We start from the raw sequence: 16,278 nt of genomic DNA on the forward strand, positions 1-16,278 counted from the left end.
GTTTTAAAGCCCTGAATTTGATTATTTAGGGCTTTTTTTGTCGTCTTTTTTGATAAAAAGCGATAGGGTTTGTGTGATATTGTGTATTTTTGAAAGAAACAGTATGGAGAAAATACAGCTTGGCTTGGGCCATATAATCGAATCTATTTTAATCAGTTTGCCAAAGATAGCCATCGGATTGGCCATTTTGGTTGGCGGTAGTTATGCGATTAAATTGATTTTGAGGTTTGTGCGTTCGCGTTTTGAAAGGCGCAAGGTCGACGTTTCCCTAAGGGGGTTTTTGATTTCCTTGTTGCGCATTGCACTTTATATCGTCTTGATCATAACCGTGGCCTCAACCATGGGAATACAGACCACCTCTTTTGTCGCGATTTTTGGTGCGGCAGGTTTGGGAGTGGGACTGGCGTTGCAAGGCAGCCTGTCCAACTTGGCAGGGGGGGTGTTGATCTTGATGTTTAAGCCGTTTAAGGTGGGCGATTACATTTCCAATTCGGCCGGTACCGCCGGTACTGTGGAGCGAATCGATATTTTGTATACCTCGTTGAGAACGGCAGACGGGATCAGTGTTTACAGTCCCAACGGCACCTTGGCCAATTCGGTGATTTCCAATTTTACCAATATTTCACAGCGTCGATTTGACTTTACCGTAGGCATTTCCTACGGCGCAAACATCAAGGAAGCGCGCGAGATTATTATGGAAGCCCTGATGAATGACGGCCGGGTGATGGCAACGCCCAAACCCGATATCTTTGTCAAAGAACTCGGCGACAGCGCAGTGGATATGACGGTGCGCGGTTGGACGGTTCCGGCAGATTATTGGCAGGTGGTTTACGACATACAGGAAAAGGTTAAGGTGGCGCTGGATCAGCGTCAAATTGAGATTCCGTTTCCCCAACGCGATTTGCATATCATTAAGGAAGAAGCATAAAAAAAAGGTCGGGATTTTCCTCTGGAAAATCCCGACCTTTTTTTTATTCCATGACGTAGTCTTTATAAATCTCGGCGATCTCTTCAAACTGCTTGAGGAGTTCAAGCGGGTCGTCTGTGGTTACCAATTTTTGTCTATGGGGCTTAAAGCTGTGTATTCCCTTGAAGTAATTGGTGTAATGACGGCGCATTTCCACTATACCCAAGCGTTCGCCCTTCCATTCCATCGACCAGATCAGGTGGTTTTTGGCCGCTTCTAAGCGGTCTTGAACCGTTGGTGGTGCCAGGGTTTCTCCGGTGGCAAAAAAGTGTTTGATCTCGTTGAAAATCCAAGGGTATCCAATGGCGGCTCTGCCGACCATCATGCCGTCGAGTCCAAATTTATCTCTGTATTCCAAGGCCTTCTCTGGGCTGTCTATATCGCCATTGCCAAAGATGGGTATGTGCATGCGCGGATTGTTTTTGATGCGTTCGATATGCGTCCAATCCGAATGGCCTTTGTACATCTGTGCGCGGGTTCGGGCGTGAACCGTTAGCGCCTGTACGCCGATGTCTTGAAGGCGTTCTGCCACCTCGTCTATATTGATGGAGTCCTCGTCCCAACCCAATCGGGTTTTGACCGTTACCGGTAAATGCGTGCTCTTAATAACGGCTTTGGTCAGGCGAATCATCAGATCGATGTCCTTTAATACACCAGCTCCTGCGCCTTTGCACACGACTTTTTTAACAGGACATCCAAAGTTGATGTCGACCAAATCCGGCTGAACCGCCTCGACGATCTTGGCAGATAAGGCCATGGCCTCCTCGTCTCCACCAAATATTTGAATGCCGACGGGGCGTTCGTAATCGAAGATGTCCAATTTCATCCGGCTCTTCATCGCATCGCGTATCAAGCCCTCCGAGGAGATAAATTCGGAGTACATCAAATCCGCGCCGTGCATTTTGCACAAACGGCGAAAGGGCGGGTCACTTACGTCTTCCATAGGGGCTAGTAGCAAGGGATAATCCGGTAATTCGATGTTTCCAATTTTAATCATGGTCCTTCAATTTGATGCAAAAGTACAATTTTTTTTAATCAATTGGCAGCCGAAGAACCCGCGTATTAAACAACTGATGGGGCAGAAACGGTGCTGTCCGCTTTGCGGTGCGTCAGGGATAGCAGCGGAAATCCTTTGCCGCTATCGGCAGATTGGCGATGATAGTGCGATGAATTGCGGCAAAGATTGCAGCGAATAGCCCGACCTGAAAGGTGACGCCCCACAAACAAACTCCGCAAACCGCTGTGATCGGGACGGCTTGCAGGAGTTTTTTTGGATTTTTTGTAGTAGCTTTATATCGGTATTCCGCAATAATGAAAAATCGCGTATTATCACTTAATATATATACTATGAAAAAGACGTCAAAATTGCTGTTTTTCACGTTGCTATGTGCTATATCAACGGGGGCTTCAGCACAGGATAAGGGCAAAGCATCGATGTTTCCCAAGGCAAAAGAAGGTTATAGGCAGGTGGTGATTGATTTGCCGCCCATCAAAAAGGGCGAAAACAATTACAAAGTGGAGGTTTTTGTCGGTAAAGTAACCGGTACAGACAGCTGCAATAACTACTCCTTGATGGGCGAACTCAGTCCGGTTAATTTGGATGGTTGGGGCTATACCTACTACAATTTTGATTCGGAAAGCCGCATTATTAAAACGTTGATGATGTGCCCCGACGACAAAAAGATCAGTAAATTTGTACATGATCAAGGAACCTTACTGGACTATAACAGCAAGCTGCCGTTGGTGGTTTATGTCAATGACGACCTGGAGGTGCGCTATAAAATATGGAAGACCGATGGCAAGTGGGCCAATAAGCCACTCAAGGTTAAAAAGTAAAAGAAAAGCCACAGTTACAAGTCCGCGGTAAGTGCTGGGTTATACCGGTACTAAACGATAAATTGACGCCTAAATAACACCGTTAGCGCCGCGGCAGTTGCGGTGGGTTAATCCCCGCTAGAACAGCGTGGCGGTGGCGGTAGATTGTGATACCTAAAATAAAACGACTGATGAAATCCCCCAAGTTTGAAAGTAGCCCATTCCGAATTCTGATTTCTTTTCACAAATGGGTAGAAGAGATGGAGCGGGTGGTGCAAGAGGGTAAAGACCCCAATCTCGTAGCCTATTACCAGGAGTTGCTCGTCGAAGTACATCGGCATCCGGAACTGATTTCGGGTATGCAAACCGATAAAGAGGTCTTTAAAAACGAAGCGCTGATTGCCAAAATGCTGGAGACCCTGTTTCCAGTAGCCCTGACAAACAACGAGATTAAGGCCATTTCCCTGCCCTTTCAAAACCTGACTTTTAACTATTCGAATCGCTTTAAAAAAATTCTCGCCGATGCCGGGGAGGATTTTGAAATCATCATTCGCGACCTGGGGCAGCACGAGTACTATATCATGTGTTGCTGTATTATTCTCAATTATTACTACAAGGCCGATTTTGACCTCAGCCGTCCCTACTTTTCGGATATACCCGATGCCAAGGGAATCATGAAGCACTACCGCATGTTTAGCAATGCCGATTTTATCGAGGTGGTGCCCACTGCAACGGCTATAGCGATCACGCCAGAGGACATTCACCTCTTAAAGGAAAACTACCACGACCTGGCGTTGTGGCAAAAGAAATTTCCGCCAGAAGCATGGATTATCAAGGGCTTTGGCATATTGAGCTTGGTGGATGTGACCATAGAAAATGCGCTGTCGAGTTTAAAGGGCAACCTGCTTAAACCCGAATTGGAACGCTACAGCTTGGAAGAGGAGCTGCAACGCATTTTTAGTTCGATTTTTAAAATACGGCATTTACAAATCGGTTTTACCCCCTTTCTCGAAGCCGAGCGCATCATTATTGGCACCAATGCTATAGTGGGTTTTGCCAGCTATTCGCTCCGGCCCCGTACCAATGAACTGATCATCTCGCCAGAGGTCTACAAGGTCTTGTTTGAAGACATGGCGTATTTTAGCATATCGGATATGGCGGTTTTTGCTCAAAAGGCCGGCAATGAAGAAATGGGGCAATACCTGTTATCGTTAAATATAAGAAGCTGCATACTGGCACCGATTGTGGTGGGCGATAAAATGGAGGGCATCATCGAAATCGTCTCTCCAGAAGTGCGGGCCTTGCACAGTGTGAATGCCCGTAAGCTCGACAACGTGATGCCGATTATCTTGGATACTTTTGAGCGGGTCAATGCCGATATAGAAAATCAAGTGGAAGCGATTATACAAAAGGAATACACCACCATTCACCCCAGTGTGTACTGGAAGTTTCTACAAGAGGCGAGAAAGGCATATTTTGAATCCATCGGTCAGCAAAACTTTAGCTATAAGGAAATTACCTTCGAGCGGGTGTATCCGCTTTTTGGTCAAACCGATATCAAAGGCTCGACGGCAATCCGCAACGAGGCGGTTTTGGCAGATTTAAAAACGCAAGTAAACCTGTTGCTGTCCTTGTTAAAGAGCAGTAATACACCCGAAAAACTACTGCTGTTTGAGCAACGGGTATTCGAGTTGGAGCGCTTTGCCGCTTTGTTAAAAAAGAAACTGATTTCCGGGGTGGAGCAGCAAATGGAAGAATACATCATCAATGAAATTCATCCGCTGCTGCGACGCATATTGTGGACAGAAGCCCAGAGTGAAGCGATCGTAGCGTATTTCAAAGGCATCGATCACGATTCGCAAACCTACTACCAAAAGCGCAAGCTCTTTGACGCCACCGTGGCAGAGGTCAATAAAAAGCTATCGGCTTTCCTAGACGGCAATCAGGTGCAGGCACAACAGATTTTTCCGCATTATTACGAGCGTTTTAGAAGCGATGGCGTGGATCACAATATGTATATAGGCGCATCGATACACCCGAAGAAATCCTTTGATTTAATCTATCTGCACAACCTGCGACTGTGGCAGTTGCAAGTGATGTCTGAAATGGTATATGCCCACGAAAGAGACAAGGAAACCACGCATTTCGACATTCAATTGACCTCCTTGGTTTTGATTTACGACGCCGCTGTAGCCATACGGTTCCGCATGGACGAAAAGCGCTTTGACATCGACGGTTCCTACCATTCCAGATACGAGGTAATCAAGAAACGCCTGGACAAGGCACGCGTGATCAATACCCAAGAGCGCATTGTTCAGCCCAACAAAATCACCATCGTCTATATGAATCCGTCCGATCGTTTGGAGTACCTCAAATACATCAATTATTTGCAGTTTAAAAACGTATTGCTGCCCCATATCGAAGAGCTCACCATCGAAAACCTCCAGGGCATCGCCGGCTTACAAGCCTTGAGGGTGGAGATCAGTAGACAACAGTTGGAGGGGGCTGGCGGCTATACCTATGAGAACCTTATGACGGAATTTCTTAAAAACCAGCACCCATAAAGGCCCAGATAAACGAAATCACCGAGGCGAGTATGCCCACCATAAACACGTTATAGGTAATGCGAAGCAGTCGGTATTTTCGATTGAGCACCAAGCCGAGGTAATACAAATCTTGAATGAGGGAATTGTACAAATAGCTGCGGTCTTTCATCACTTCATTAATGGCCCAGGTATATTCTTCTAAGGGCATTTTGTGGAAATTTCCAAAAAACAGCAAATTGACCTTTTGCTTCTCGATGTCGGCGCGGGTAAAGGTACCTGAGGTCACTTTGGGCTTGGTCGATAGTATGGCGCAAATGATGGTGGCCACACTGGAAATCAGCAAGACAAAAGTGGGGTAGATCAGGTGGGCATTTTTGGCGCTGTCGAGTTTGGGCACCAAGGTCGACAGGCAAATCGAAATGATAATGGCGTTGACCGACAACAGTATGTTGGCCTTGCTGTCTGCGATATCGCTAAGCCTGGTGTGGTTGTTGAGCGTTACTCGAAAGAGCGTATCGATGCCGCGATCGGGACGATCGGCCTTTTCCGCTTTCTTTTGTTTTTTAAGCGCTTTGTCTTCTTGTTGCTGGAGCTGGTTTAAATTTTCGATTTGCTGGTGTATTTTTAAGAGGTTTTGTTCTTTGATCGGTTGCCAGTGTTTTAGTGCGTGAGCACTGTAATAGCGGTGTTTGTTTTGCATCATATCCCGATTGGCCATAGCCCATTCGAGATCGGAAAAATCGCGGTTGTTGCAATCGCGGAGTTCGGTGCGCAGCAAGCAGCAAATTTGACCGTAATTCGCGTCGCCAAAGTGTACGAAATCCGCATCTTTAATCAAGCCTTCTAAAGGGGTTTTGGGCTCCACTAAATATTGAGTAGCCATGATGAGTTCGCAAACGATTGCAATCTTTTCGGGTGCATAGTTTTGGCGCTGCAAAAATTCGGCGGCAATTTTGGCGCTTTCCGCCTCGTGTTTCTCACAGTTTTGGCCGTAGCCAATGTCGTGAAACCACGCGGCAATTTGCAAGTACTCCGCCTCGGTTTCCGAGATGCCTTCCGCTGCAATGAGTTCTCTAACAGCAGTAACCACCCGTACAGTATGCGAATAATTGTGATAAGTATGTTGCTGAGATAATGTATCTTTGTATAAATTAGCGATATATTCTTCAGTTTTTTGCAGGACTGTCATCATGATCAAATTTACGAACTTTAAACTTATGAAAATATTTTATTACGCTAGCGCAATTTCTTACAAATATTGGGCCTTTAACGTCTTTTTATTTCTCTTGCTCCTCACGTCTTGCGCTACTTATAAAAATCAGTATGGCAGTGCAATTGCGCAACCGATTGAAACCGTTGTTGCCGATTCCGCAAAAGTGTTGCACACTTTTTATCTAATTGGCGATGCCGGCAATGCCGATGAGGTTCAATCTAAACGCACTTTAGACGCATTTAGTATGCGACTGACCCAAGCGAATAAAGAAAGTACACTGTTGTTCCTGGGCGACAATATATATCCGCGGGGAATGCCCGCTTTGGACGCGCCCGATCGAAAATTAGCCGAGCACAAATTGGAAGCACAAATCGCCTTAGCCCAAAGTTTTAAGGGAAAAACGGTGTTTATCAACGGCAATCACGATTGGTACAACGGCTATGAAGGCGTATTGGCTCAGGCGGCTTATGTCACGGAAAAACTCGCAGACAAAAAAGCTTTTTTACCGCGTAAAACCTGTGGTATCGAGCGATTGAAAATCAGCGATGAGGTGGTGATGCTCGTGATCGACAGCGAGTGGTTTTTACAGGATTGGAACCGGCATCCCAAGATCAACGAGGACTGTACGATAAAAACCCGAGAGGATTTCTTTGAAGAGCTGCGCAGTCAGCTCAACAAAAACCAAAATAAAACCATAGTGCTTGCCATGCACCACCCCGTTTACAGCAACGGATCGCACGGGGGCTATTTCTCGGCAAAAAAACACCTGTTTCCCTATAAAAACATCCCCGCACCGGTATTGGGTACGGCGATCAATTACCTGAGAAAGGTGTCCGGAGCGAGTCCGCAGGAAATCCAAAATAAACGGTATAGTGAATTAACCCACAGAGTGCGAACTTTAGTACAAGGGCAGGATAATATCATCATCGTATCGGGACACGAACACAACCAGCAATACATAGAAAAAGACGGTGTTAAACAAGTGATTAGCGGAGCCGGATCCAAGGAAGACGAAGCCCGTGCCATACAGCCCGTGAGTTTCTCGTCGGGTAAGCAGGGCTATGCCGTTTTGCAAGTGCTGAGTGACGGGGCTTCTCGCATTCAGTTCTATAGCGTAACCGACGGAAAAGAGGAACTGGCTTTTAGCCGACAGATCATCAGTCCCTTGCCCGAGCTTGCCTTTGAATTTCCGGCAGACAAACCCGCCGTGGTTCAAGCGGCTATTTACCCCAAGGCTTGGACGGAAAAAGGCGGTGTGTACCGCTATTTCTGGGGTGCGCATTACCGGGCGTATTACGGCATGGATATCGCCGCACCAGCCCTGTATCTGGAAGATCTTCACGGCGGTTTAAGTCCCAAGATCTCCGGCGGGGGAAATCAATCCCTGTCGCTGCGGTTGCTGTCTGGTGAGGGCAAGGAATACGTGATGCGCGGCGTTAGAAAAAGCGCCTCGCGATTTGTGCAGTCGGCCGTTTTTAAAGACCAATACGTCGAGGAGTCGATCAAGGGCACCTTTGCCGAGCGCTTTATCTATGACTTTTATACCACAGCCCATCCTTTTACCCCGTTTATAGTGGGCGATTTGTCGGAGGCTTTGGGAATTTATCACACCAATCCCGAGTTGTACTACATTCCCAAACAACCCGCTTTAGGCCGGTACAACGCCCTTTATGGAAACGAACTCTACATGATTGAAGAACGACCGACCGACGGCCACGAAGACGAGGAGTCCTTTGGCAATGCCGAGGTCATCATCAGCACCGACGACGTGATGAATAAATTGCGAAAAGACGAAAAATACCGCATAGACGATGCCGCTTATTTAAAGGCGCGCTTGTTCGATATGCTCATAGGCGATTGGGACCGACATGCCGACCAATGGCGTTGGGCGGAATTCAAAGACGGCGATGCCGTGATCTACAAACCGATTCCCCGCGATCGCGATCAGGCCTTCGCCAAAATAGACGGTGCCCTGTTGTCGTTGATCAAAAAATTACCGCCGCTGCGCCACATGCAGAGTTTTAAAGAAGACTTTCCGGCAGCGCGATGGATGAATAAAACCGCCTTTCCCATGGATATCGATTTCCTGAAAAACAAAACGGAAGCGGAGTGGGTGGCTCAGGCCAGGGAAATTGAAAGCCAATTGACCGATGCCCATATCGAAGCGGCCTTTGCAAAATTGCCCGTAGAAGTACAGGATGCCGAAATGAGGCGCATTATAAAAACCCTAAAAGTGCGAAGAGCGAAATTGGCCGATTTTGCCCAGGCGTATTACCGCGCCCTGGCCCAAACGGCGATCGTTAAGGGAACCGATAAAAAAGACCGCTTTACCTTGACCAGACTCGCTGATGGCGCGGTGCAATTGGAGCACTACCGCAGCAAAAAAAGCGGCGAGGAAAAAATCTTTGAACGCACTTATAATCCCGCCGAAACCGACGAGATATGGGTGTATGGATTAGACGATGAGGATGCGTTTTTGGTGACGGGTTCCAGCAAGGCAAGCATTAAAATCCGACTGATCGGCGGACAAAACCACGACAGCTTTCAAATTGACAACAACCGCAATTTGATCGTTTACGATTACAAGACCAAAAAGAATACCGTTGTGGCAAACAACGCGGTGCGCACGGTTTTTAGCGACCGCTACGATTTGAATAATTACGACTACCGCAAGGTGCCCTTGGCCGTTAATATGCTGTTGCCCAATGCGGGCTACAACCCCGATGACGGCGTAAAGTTGGGCATCAATTTTTCTTCGGTTAGAAGTAATTTTGTACAGGATCCCTTTACGACCAAACACACGTTTAAGGCCAATTATTCCTTTGAAACCAAAGGCTTGGACGCGACATATAAAGGCTTTTTTGCCAATGCCACCGATTCGTGGATGTTTGCTGTGGAAGCCAAGGCCACCAGTCCAAACTTTGCACAGAATTTTTACGGTTACGGCAACGAAACCCATTTCTTCGACGAGGAAAAGGGCGACGACCACAAACGGGTGCGCATCGAATCGTATCAGCTCAAGCCCGCCTACCGCTACGAGGGCAGTTTGGGGGGTATGTTTGAAATTGCCGCGAGTTTTGAAGCCCTAAAGGTCGAAAAGAGCTCGGGGCGTTTTGTCACCGAATCCACAGAGGTTTCGCCCGAGGTATTTCGCTTTCAGCAGTACTTAGGCGCTCAAATCAATTACGACTACGAACGGTACAACTCCAAATCCAAGCCTACTTTGGGCTTTGGATTCCATTGGGAGTCGGGCTGGAAATACAATTTGGACCAGCGCGACAAGCAATTTGGCTTTATCAACACCAGTGTGCATTTTAACGTGCCCATCGATCGCTTAGAGCGCTTTGTTTGGGCTTCGAAATTCAAGTATAAAGCCCGACTGGACAACGGCTATGATTTTTACCATGCCGCGACTCTAGGCGGTAACGACGAACTCCGCGGTTTTCGCCCCGAGCGTTTTACCGGCAAACAGGCCCTGATGCACAGCTCGGACCTGCGTTGGAATATAGCCGAGATCAACGGGGGACTCGTTCCGATGCAATACGGGATGCTGATTGGGTTTGACCTCGGTCGGGTTTGGAATCCCGGTGAAGTATCCGACAAATGGCACAACTCGTATGGATTGGGTATCTGGGTCAATGCAATCGAATCCCTAACCCTGCAAACCTCTTACTTTAGAAGTGAAGATGGCGGTCGCTTTGTGTTTGGTTTAGGATTTGGATTTTAAGTCTTTTAAATCGATGCGGTATACCTGGCCACCCTGTTTCTTTTTGGCTTCGTCGGACAGCAATAGGGTCTGGTTGTCCTGAAATAAAATCGACTCTTTTTGAGTGAGGTGGTTGAGGTTGAACGATGATACCTTGCCTGAGAGGATGTTTTTGGCATCGAAGTTTTCGATCAGCCAAACTTTGCCTTGGGTCAAGACGGCGATGGTCTTTAAATCCGGACTGATTGCCGCGCTGGTAATGGCGCATTGGCTGTAAACGCCGCAGGTTTTGAAGGTGCCGATTAGCGTAGCCGCATGGCGCCCCGGTTGGTTGGGAACCCGATACACCAAAGCCGAACCGTCAAAGCCCTTGCTGCGGTTTTTGGTAAAGATGTAAAAGGAGTCGCCCAGTACAAAAAAGGCCTCCGCATCGTAGAGAAATTCGCTTTTTTTAGGCGGAAAAGCCTCTTGCTCGGGATAGTAAAAGGCAATTTCCTCCGCGGTGGTTTCCGCAGCGTTTTGCAGCGCTTGTTTATCGATTTTGAGGATTTTGAGGTTTTGACGCTCGTTGCCGTTATTGCCGAAATCGCCGATGTATAAATTTTCGGCCGCATCGTATGTAAGGTCTTCCCAATCGTGGTTCGTCGCATTGGTAATGCGAAGCGTTTTTTGGAGCTTGCCCGTGGAATCCAAGGCGTATAACTCGTTTTTGTTGCCGCTGTCTTCAACGACCCACAGGAGATTGTTGGAATCCAAGTGCATGCCCGAAACCTCTTTCAGGCTTTTGGGAAAAGCGTATAAAACTTCGGCAACGTCGTTTTTCTGTGCGCAGCTGCTGGCAAAAACTAGTAACAGCAGCAGGGAATTGATGGTTCTCATAATCGATTATCTTATGTTCTAACCTATAAAGATACGGTTTTTATGGGAAATGAGCCCAGTGTTACGGCTCCTTGTGCAGACGGGAGGCCATAAGGCCTTAAGCGGGAGGTTTTCCAGCCGTTTGCCGCCCAGTGCTCAGGCACAGCCACTTCTTTTTTGACCTTATATTAAGGAGGCAACGTAAAAAATATAAAAAAGATTCAAACTTTAAACTATATTTGCAGCATATACTGTATTTGCAGCATTTTTGAGGCAAACTATACAAAAAACAAAAATTGCGCACCGAATACTACAGTCAACAGTAGGCTGTTTTTAGCGCTGCGCAATCGAAACCAACTGATATTGAACGACGATGAAGAACATAAGAAACTTTTGTATTATTGCCCATATCGACCACGGTAAAAGTACCTTGGCCGATAGACTTCTAGATGCTACCCAAACGGTAACCGCTAGAGAGAAGCAAGCTCAATTGCTAGATAGTATGGATTTGGAACGCGAGCGCGGGATTACTATTAAGTCTCACGCCATCCAAATGGAATACGTCTATAAAGGAGAAAACTATATACTCAACCTAATAGATACTCCGGGACACGTCGATTTTTCATACGAAGTTTCGCGTTCAATCGCGGCCTGCGAAGGGGCATTGTTGATTGTAGATGCCGCACAGAGCATTCAAGCACAAACGATTTCCAACCTGTATTTGGCTTTGGAAAACGATTTGGAAATCATACCGGTTTTAAACAAAATCGATTTGCCCAGTGCCAATCCAGAAGAGGTAAGCGACGATATCGTGGAACTTTTGGGCTGCGAATACGAAGACATTATTCCGGCTTCTGGCAAAACAGGTCTGGGTGTAGAAGATATATTGGCGGCGATCATCGAGCGTATTCCCCCTCCAAAAGGAGATCCGGAAGAGCCGTTACAAGCCTTGATTTTTGACTCGGTTTACAATCCTTTCCGCGGTATTGAAGTAATTTTTCGCGTGATCAATGGATCGATTTCCAAAGGACAGAAAATTAAGTTTATGGCCACGGGAAATGAGTATTTCGCCGATGAGATAGGAACGTTAAAGTTAAACCAAACGCCCAAACAAAAAATCTCTACTGGAGATGTGGGCTATTTGATATCTGGAATTAAAGAGGCCAAAGAGGTCAAAGTAGGGGATACCCTTACCGATGCCAAAACGCCAACACAAAATATGATTGCGGGTTTTGAAAACGTAAAACCCATGGTTTTCGCGGGTATTTATCCCGTAGATACCGAAGATTACGAGGAGTTGAGAAACTCTATGGAGAAACTCCAATTGAACGATGCTTCATTGGTGTTTGCCGCAGAGAGCTCTGCAGCTTTGGGATTTGGATTTCGCTGTGGATTCTTGGGGATGTTGCACATGGAGATCATCCAAGAGCGCCTCGAGAGAGAATTCAACATGACGGTGATTACCACAGTGCCCAACGTGTCGTATTTGGCCTATACCAAAAAGGATCCAGACCGTCCGTTAATCGTCAACAACCCCTCCGACCTTCCAGAGCCTTCGCGCTTGGAGCGCGTAGAGGAACCGTATATCAAAGCGACGATCATTACCAAATCCGATTTCGTCGGTCAGGTGATGAGCTTGTGTATCGACAAAAGGGGAATTATCACCAATCAGACCTACCTAACGCCAGAGCGCGTGGAGTTGACCTTTGACATGCCTTTGGCCGAAATCGTTTTCGATTTCTACGACCGCTTAAAAACCGTGTCCAAGGGGTATGCCTCATTTGACTATTCGCCTATAGGTTTGCGTCAGTCCAAATTGGTTAAAGTAGACGTCTTGCTCAATGCGCAAATCGTCGATGCCCTTTCGGCTCTTATACACGAAGACAACGCACACCACATCGGTAAAAAGATGTGCGAAAAATTAAAGGAGTTGATTCCGCGTCAGCAATTCGACATTCCAATTCAGGCGGCGATTGGTGTAAAAGTCATCGCGAGAGAAACGGTAAAGGCCTTGCGAAAAGACGTAACAGCCAAGTGTTATGGGGGAGATATCTCTCGTAAGCGAAAGTTGCTCGAAAAGCAAAAAGCCGGTAAAAAGCGTATGCGTCAGGTAGGAAACGTAGAGATTCCACAAGAGGCGTTTATGGCGGTATTAAAGCTCAACGACTAAAAACAATAAGCCCGGCGGTAGCGATACCGCCGGACTGAATTTAAATATAAACTGTCTCGTACGCGAGGCAGTTTTTTTTATGGATACCAATCGCGGAATAAAAAAAAACTGCTCCAGGGTGTAGAGCAGTTTTTAGAGATAAGTCAATCGGCAACCCGATAAAAGATTATTTTAAGGTCGAAGGACAAACGAATTCTGTCGTTGGTACGTCGGTCTGTTTGATCGCTGCAAAACCACCGATAACGTCGATCATGTTGTGGTATCCTCTGGCCTTTAATATAGACGCTGCGATCAACGAGCGATAGCCGCCGGCACAATGTATGTAAAACGGTTTATCGGTCGGGAAATCGCTTAAATGGTCGTTTAAAACGTCTAATGGAATGTGGTTGACCGCTTCCAAATGCGAGGCTTCAAATTCCCCGGGTTTGCGCACGTCAAATACGTTTATGGAATCTTGTTTTGCCTTTTGTGCAAAGGTGGCCGCATCGATTTGTTCCACGGTATCGCATTCCATACCCGCGTCTTTCCACGCCTCAAATCCGCCTTTTAAAAAGCCCAGCGAATTGTCGTAGCCCACTCGCGACAAGCGAATGATCGTTTCTTCTTCTCGGCCTTGAGGGGTTACCAACAAGATGGGTTGTTTGATGTCGGTAATCAAAGCCCCTACCCATGGTGCAAATTGTCCGTCAATTCCGATAAAGATAGCCCCTGGAATATGGCCTTGTGCGAAGTCTGTAATGGAACGCACATCCAAGATCAAAGCGGTGTTTTCCTCGGCGGCAACCTGAAATTCTCTCGGACTCCATGCGCGGTTTTTCAACACGATTTCCTCTACGTTTTCGTAGCCCTCTTTGTTGAGTTTCACGTTGAGTGGAAAATAGCTCGGCGGCGGCAGTAAACCGTCGGTAACCTCGGCTATAAATTCCTCTTTGGTCATATCGGCGCGCAGGGCGTAGTTGGTTTGCTTTTGCTCGCCCAAATTGCCTATGGTTTCCTTGCTGAGATTCTTGCCACAGGCAGAACCCGCACCATGTGCTGGATAAACCACTACATGGTCGCCTAAAGTCATGATTTTGTCGCGCAAACTGTGAAAAAGCGTACCCGCCAATTCCTCTTGCGTCATATTGGTCGCTTTCTGTGCCAAGTCTGGCCGACCTACATCGCCCAAAAACAAGGTGTCTCCACTAAAAATGGCGTGGTCGTGTCCGTTTTCGTCTCGGAGTAAATAGGTGGTGCTCTCCATGGTGTGTCCCGGAGTGTGCAAAGCGGTCAGGGTAATTTTTCCCAGCTTAAACACCTCGCCATCCGTGGCAATATGCGCCTTAAAAGTAGGTGTTGCCGTAGGTCCATAAATAATCGGAGCCCCGGTTTTTTCTGCCAAAGTCACGTGTCCACTTACGAAGTCGGCGTGGAAATGCGTTTCGAAGATATATTTGATTTTAGCGCCGTTTGCCGTGGCCTTGTCGATGTACGGTTGCACTTCGCGCAGCGGATCGATAATGGCTACTTCGCCTTCACTTTCTATATAATATGCGCCTTGCGCCAAACATCCGGTATAAATTTGTTCTATTTTCATCTGTCGATAGTATTTGTTTGCAACGGGCGTTCGATGCGAAATCGTCGGCCGTTGTTTGTTATTCTAAGGTAAAATTAACCCTCTTTTTTAAAATGGGCAGTAACCTGAGTTACAGTAGCGGGTTAAAAAGCGTTAAACTTTAGGCTTGCGGCGCGAGCAACTCGATGTTTTTTCGGTTGAGGCGAATGAGCCCCTGATTTTCAAAACTCTTGAGCAAACGCGAAATCACCACCCGAGAGGTGTTGAGCTCATAAGCGATTTCCTGATGGGTGTTGTTGATGATGTTGCTGTTGTTGATCTTGGCTTTTTCCTGTAAATGACTCAGCAGGCGCTGGTCCATTTTCATAAAAGCCAAATTGTCTATGGCGACCAACATTTCCGAAAGGCGGTTGTTGTAGCTGTTGAGTACAAAATTGCGCCAACTGCGATATTTTCCCATCCATTCTTCCATTTTAGAAACCGGTATCATGGCCAGTGAGCCGGCGGTTTCTGCTATAGCGCGTATGCCGCTTTGCTTTTCGCCCAAGGTGCAAATCAATGTAAATGCACAGGTATCGCCTTTTTCTATAAAATACAACAACAATTCGCCCTCATCCTTGTCTTCGCGCATAATTTTTATGGCGCCGTGTAATAACAAGGGCATTTTTTTGATGTATTCGCCAATTTCAATCAATTTGTCGCCCTCTTCAAAATCGTAAATCGCAGCCGTTTCCACGAGTTCTTCAATCAATGCATCTTCAAAAACAGCCCCATAAGCCTCTCTAATAACGTGATCCATAATTAACGGGTAAAAGATTAATAGCGGTTAAAAATAGGATTATTTTGGGCATCCTACAACTCCTAGGCAGAATATTGGCAAAAACAAAACCGTTTTTGGCAATGCCTTCGGCCCGGGCTGTACGCTATATCTTTTTAGGGCGCGCAGCGCCCTAAAAAGGATGTCGCTGCCATCCCTATTGCAGGCGGTGCTAAAGGGAAATTGCGGATTAATGAGGCAGTTTGTTTTGAATCAAGCCGTAAATCCAAGTGCCCAACAGCGCCCCGATAATCGCGACAGCCAAAGGCAAAAAGCCCGCGCCCAACAGCGCAAACATCGGTCCGGGACAAGCACCTCCCAAGGCCCAGCCCAATCCGAAAATGGTACCGCCAGCCATATAGCGCACGATGCCCTTTTTCTTGTCCTGAAACACGATCGGATTTCCCGATACGTCGCGAACGCGGTTGCGCTTGATATACTGAACGGCGATCACGCCCAATACCAAGGCCGACCCGATAATGCCGTACATGTGAAACGAGTCGAACTGAAACATTTCAAAAATGCGAAACCAAGACGAGGCTCCCGACTTAAACATGGCTATTCCGAAGAACAGGCCCAGCAGCAGATAAGTGAATTTTTTCATAGTGTAGTTGATGTATTTTTAGCGGCG

At 46.9% G+C, this 16,278-nt stretch carries 11 protein-coding genes; 5 read left to right on the forward strand and 6 right to left on the reverse strand.

Translation table 11 applies throughout. The features are described from left to right. The first annotated feature begins 103 nt into the window (after positions 1-103). Positions 104-928: a mechanosensitive ion channel family protein gene (locus ACQZ43_RS05475; protein ID WP_430614952.1), complete on the forward strand. Its 825-nt coding sequence runs from the start codon at positions 104-106 to the stop codon at positions 926-928. A gap of 43 nt (positions 929-971) precedes the next feature. Here the strand turns inward: ACQZ43_RS05475 and dusB are convergent, their stop codons facing one another. Further along, positions 972-1,964, reverse strand: coding sequence for a tRNA dihydrouridine synthase DusB (dusB, locus tag ACQZ43_RS05480; protein ID WP_430614953.1), 993 nt, complete (start codon positions 1,962-1,964; stop codon positions 972-974). A gap of 350 nt (positions 1,965-2,314) precedes the next feature. Between dusB and ACQZ43_RS05485 the strand changes: the two genes are divergently transcribed. Together ACQZ43_RS05485 and ACQZ43_RS05490 are read left to right on the forward strand one after the other, a co-directional pair. Then, positions 2,315-2,803 (forward strand): ecotin family protein, encoded by a 489-nt coding sequence (locus ACQZ43_RS05485; protein ID WP_430614954.1) that lies wholly within the window; start codon positions 2,315-2,317, stop codon positions 2,801-2,803. Between the two features lie 170 nt (positions 2,804-2,973). Further along, positions 2,974-5,346 (forward strand): GAF domain-containing protein, encoded by a 2,373-nt coding sequence (locus ACQZ43_RS05490; RefSeq protein ID WP_430614955.1) that lies wholly within the window; start codon positions 2,974-2,976, stop codon positions 5,344-5,346. On the opposite strand, the gene ACQZ43_RS05495 is transcribed toward ACQZ43_RS05490, so the two are convergent. Beyond that, on the reverse strand, positions 5,327-6,517 hold the full coding sequence (locus tag ACQZ43_RS05495) for a Pycsar system effector family protein (protein WP_430615606.1): 1,191 nt from the start codon (positions 6,515-6,517) through the stop codon (positions 5,327-5,329). The genes ACQZ43_RS05490 and ACQZ43_RS05495 overlap by 20 nt on opposite strands. 28 nt (positions 6,518-6,545) lie before the next feature. On the opposite strand from ACQZ43_RS05495, the gene ACQZ43_RS05500 reads away from it, so the two are divergent. Further along, complete coding sequence (locus ACQZ43_RS05500) at positions 6,546-10,268, forward strand: metallophosphoesterase (RefSeq protein ID WP_430614956.1); 3,723 nt, start codon at positions 6,546-6,548, stop codon at positions 10,266-10,268. On the opposite strand, the gene ACQZ43_RS05505 is transcribed toward ACQZ43_RS05500, so the two are convergent. After that, complete coding sequence (locus tag ACQZ43_RS05505) at positions 10,251-11,126, reverse strand: hypothetical protein (RefSeq protein ID WP_430614957.1); 876 nt, start codon at positions 11,124-11,126, stop codon at positions 10,251-10,253. The two genes, ACQZ43_RS05500 and ACQZ43_RS05505, sit on opposite strands and share 18 nt — an antisense overlap. Positions 11,127-11,478: 352 nt before the next feature. Here ACQZ43_RS05505 and lepA point away from each other — a divergent pair, with 352 nt between their 5' ends. Beyond that, positions 11,479-13,275, forward strand: a complete 1,797-nt coding sequence (lepA, locus tag ACQZ43_RS05510; RefSeq protein WP_430614958.1) for a translation elongation factor 4 — start codon at positions 11,479-11,481, stop codon at positions 13,273-13,275. A gap of 166 nt (positions 13,276-13,441) precedes the next feature. Here the strand turns inward: lepA and ACQZ43_RS05515 are convergent, their stop codons facing one another. The 3 genes from ACQZ43_RS05515 to ACQZ43_RS05525 all read right to left on the reverse strand — a co-directional run bounded on the left by ACQZ43_RS05515 (position 13,442) and on the right by ACQZ43_RS05525 (position 16,251). Next, positions 13,442-14,851, reverse strand: coding sequence for an MBL fold metallo-hydrolase (locus tag ACQZ43_RS05515; RefSeq protein ID WP_430614959.1), 1,410 nt, complete (start codon positions 14,849-14,851; stop codon positions 13,442-13,444). Between the two features lie 139 nt (positions 14,852-14,990). Then, the gene (locus tag ACQZ43_RS05520; protein ID WP_430614960.1) at positions 14,991-15,629 is read right to left on the reverse strand and encodes a Crp/Fnr family transcriptional regulator; all 639 of its coding nucleotides are present in this window, start codon (positions 15,627-15,629) and stop codon (positions 14,991-14,993) included. A 208-nt stretch (positions 15,630-15,837) separates the two neighbouring features. Next, positions 15,838-16,251: a DUF6691 family protein gene (locus ACQZ43_RS05525; protein WP_430614961.1), complete on the reverse strand. Its 414-nt coding sequence runs from the start codon at positions 16,249-16,251 to the stop codon at positions 15,838-15,840. Positions 16,252-16,278 lie beyond the last annotated feature (27 nt).

Origin of the sequence: Flavobacterium sp. JP2137 (assembly GCF_050562195.1) — a bacterium.
Taxonomy (GTDB): Bacteria; Bacteroidota; Bacteroidia; order Flavobacteriales; family Flavobacteriaceae; genus Flavobacterium.

What these genes read in the sequence shown, in the direction of transcription:
- ACQZ43_RS05475 (WP_430614952.1), top strand. Translation starts at nt 104, where the DNA reads ATGGAGAAAATACAGCTTGGCTTGGGCCATATAATCGAATCTATTTTA.
- dusB (WP_430614953.1), bottom strand. Translation starts at nt 1,964, where the DNA reads ATGATTAAAATTGGAAACATCGAATTACCGGATTATCCCTTGCTACTA.
- ACQZ43_RS05485 (WP_430614954.1), top strand. Translation starts at nt 2,315, where the DNA reads ATGAAAAAGACGTCAAAATTGCTGTTTTTCACGTTGCTATGTGCTATA.
- ACQZ43_RS05490 (WP_430614955.1), top strand. Translation starts at nt 2,974, where the DNA reads ATGAAATCCCCCAAGTTTGAAAGTAGCCCATTCCGAATTCTGATTTCT.
- ACQZ43_RS05495 (WP_430615606.1), bottom strand. Translation starts at nt 6,517, where the DNA reads ATGACAGTCCTGCAAAAAACTGAAGAATATATCGCTAATTTATACAAA.
- ACQZ43_RS05500 (WP_430614956.1), top strand. Translation starts at nt 6,546, where the DNA reads ATGAAAATATTTTATTACGCTAGCGCAATTTCTTACAAATATTGGGCC.
- ACQZ43_RS05505 (WP_430614957.1), bottom strand. Translation starts at nt 11,126, where the DNA reads ATGAGAACCATCAATTCCCTGCTGCTGTTACTAGTTTTTGCCAGCAGC.
- lepA (WP_430614958.1), top strand. Translation starts at nt 11,479, where the DNA reads ATGAAGAACATAAGAAACTTTTGTATTATTGCCCATATCGACCACGGT.
- ACQZ43_RS05515 (WP_430614959.1), bottom strand. Translation starts at nt 14,851, where the DNA reads ATGAAAATAGAACAAATTTATACCGGATGTTTGGCGCAAGGCGCATAT.
- ACQZ43_RS05520 (WP_430614960.1), bottom strand. Translation starts at nt 15,629, where the DNA reads ATGGATCACGTTATTAGAGAGGCTTATGGGGCTGTTTTTGAAGATGCA.
- ACQZ43_RS05525 (WP_430614961.1), bottom strand. Translation starts at nt 16,251, where the DNA reads ATGAAAAAATTCACTTATCTGCTGCTGGGCCTGTTCTTCGGAATAGCC.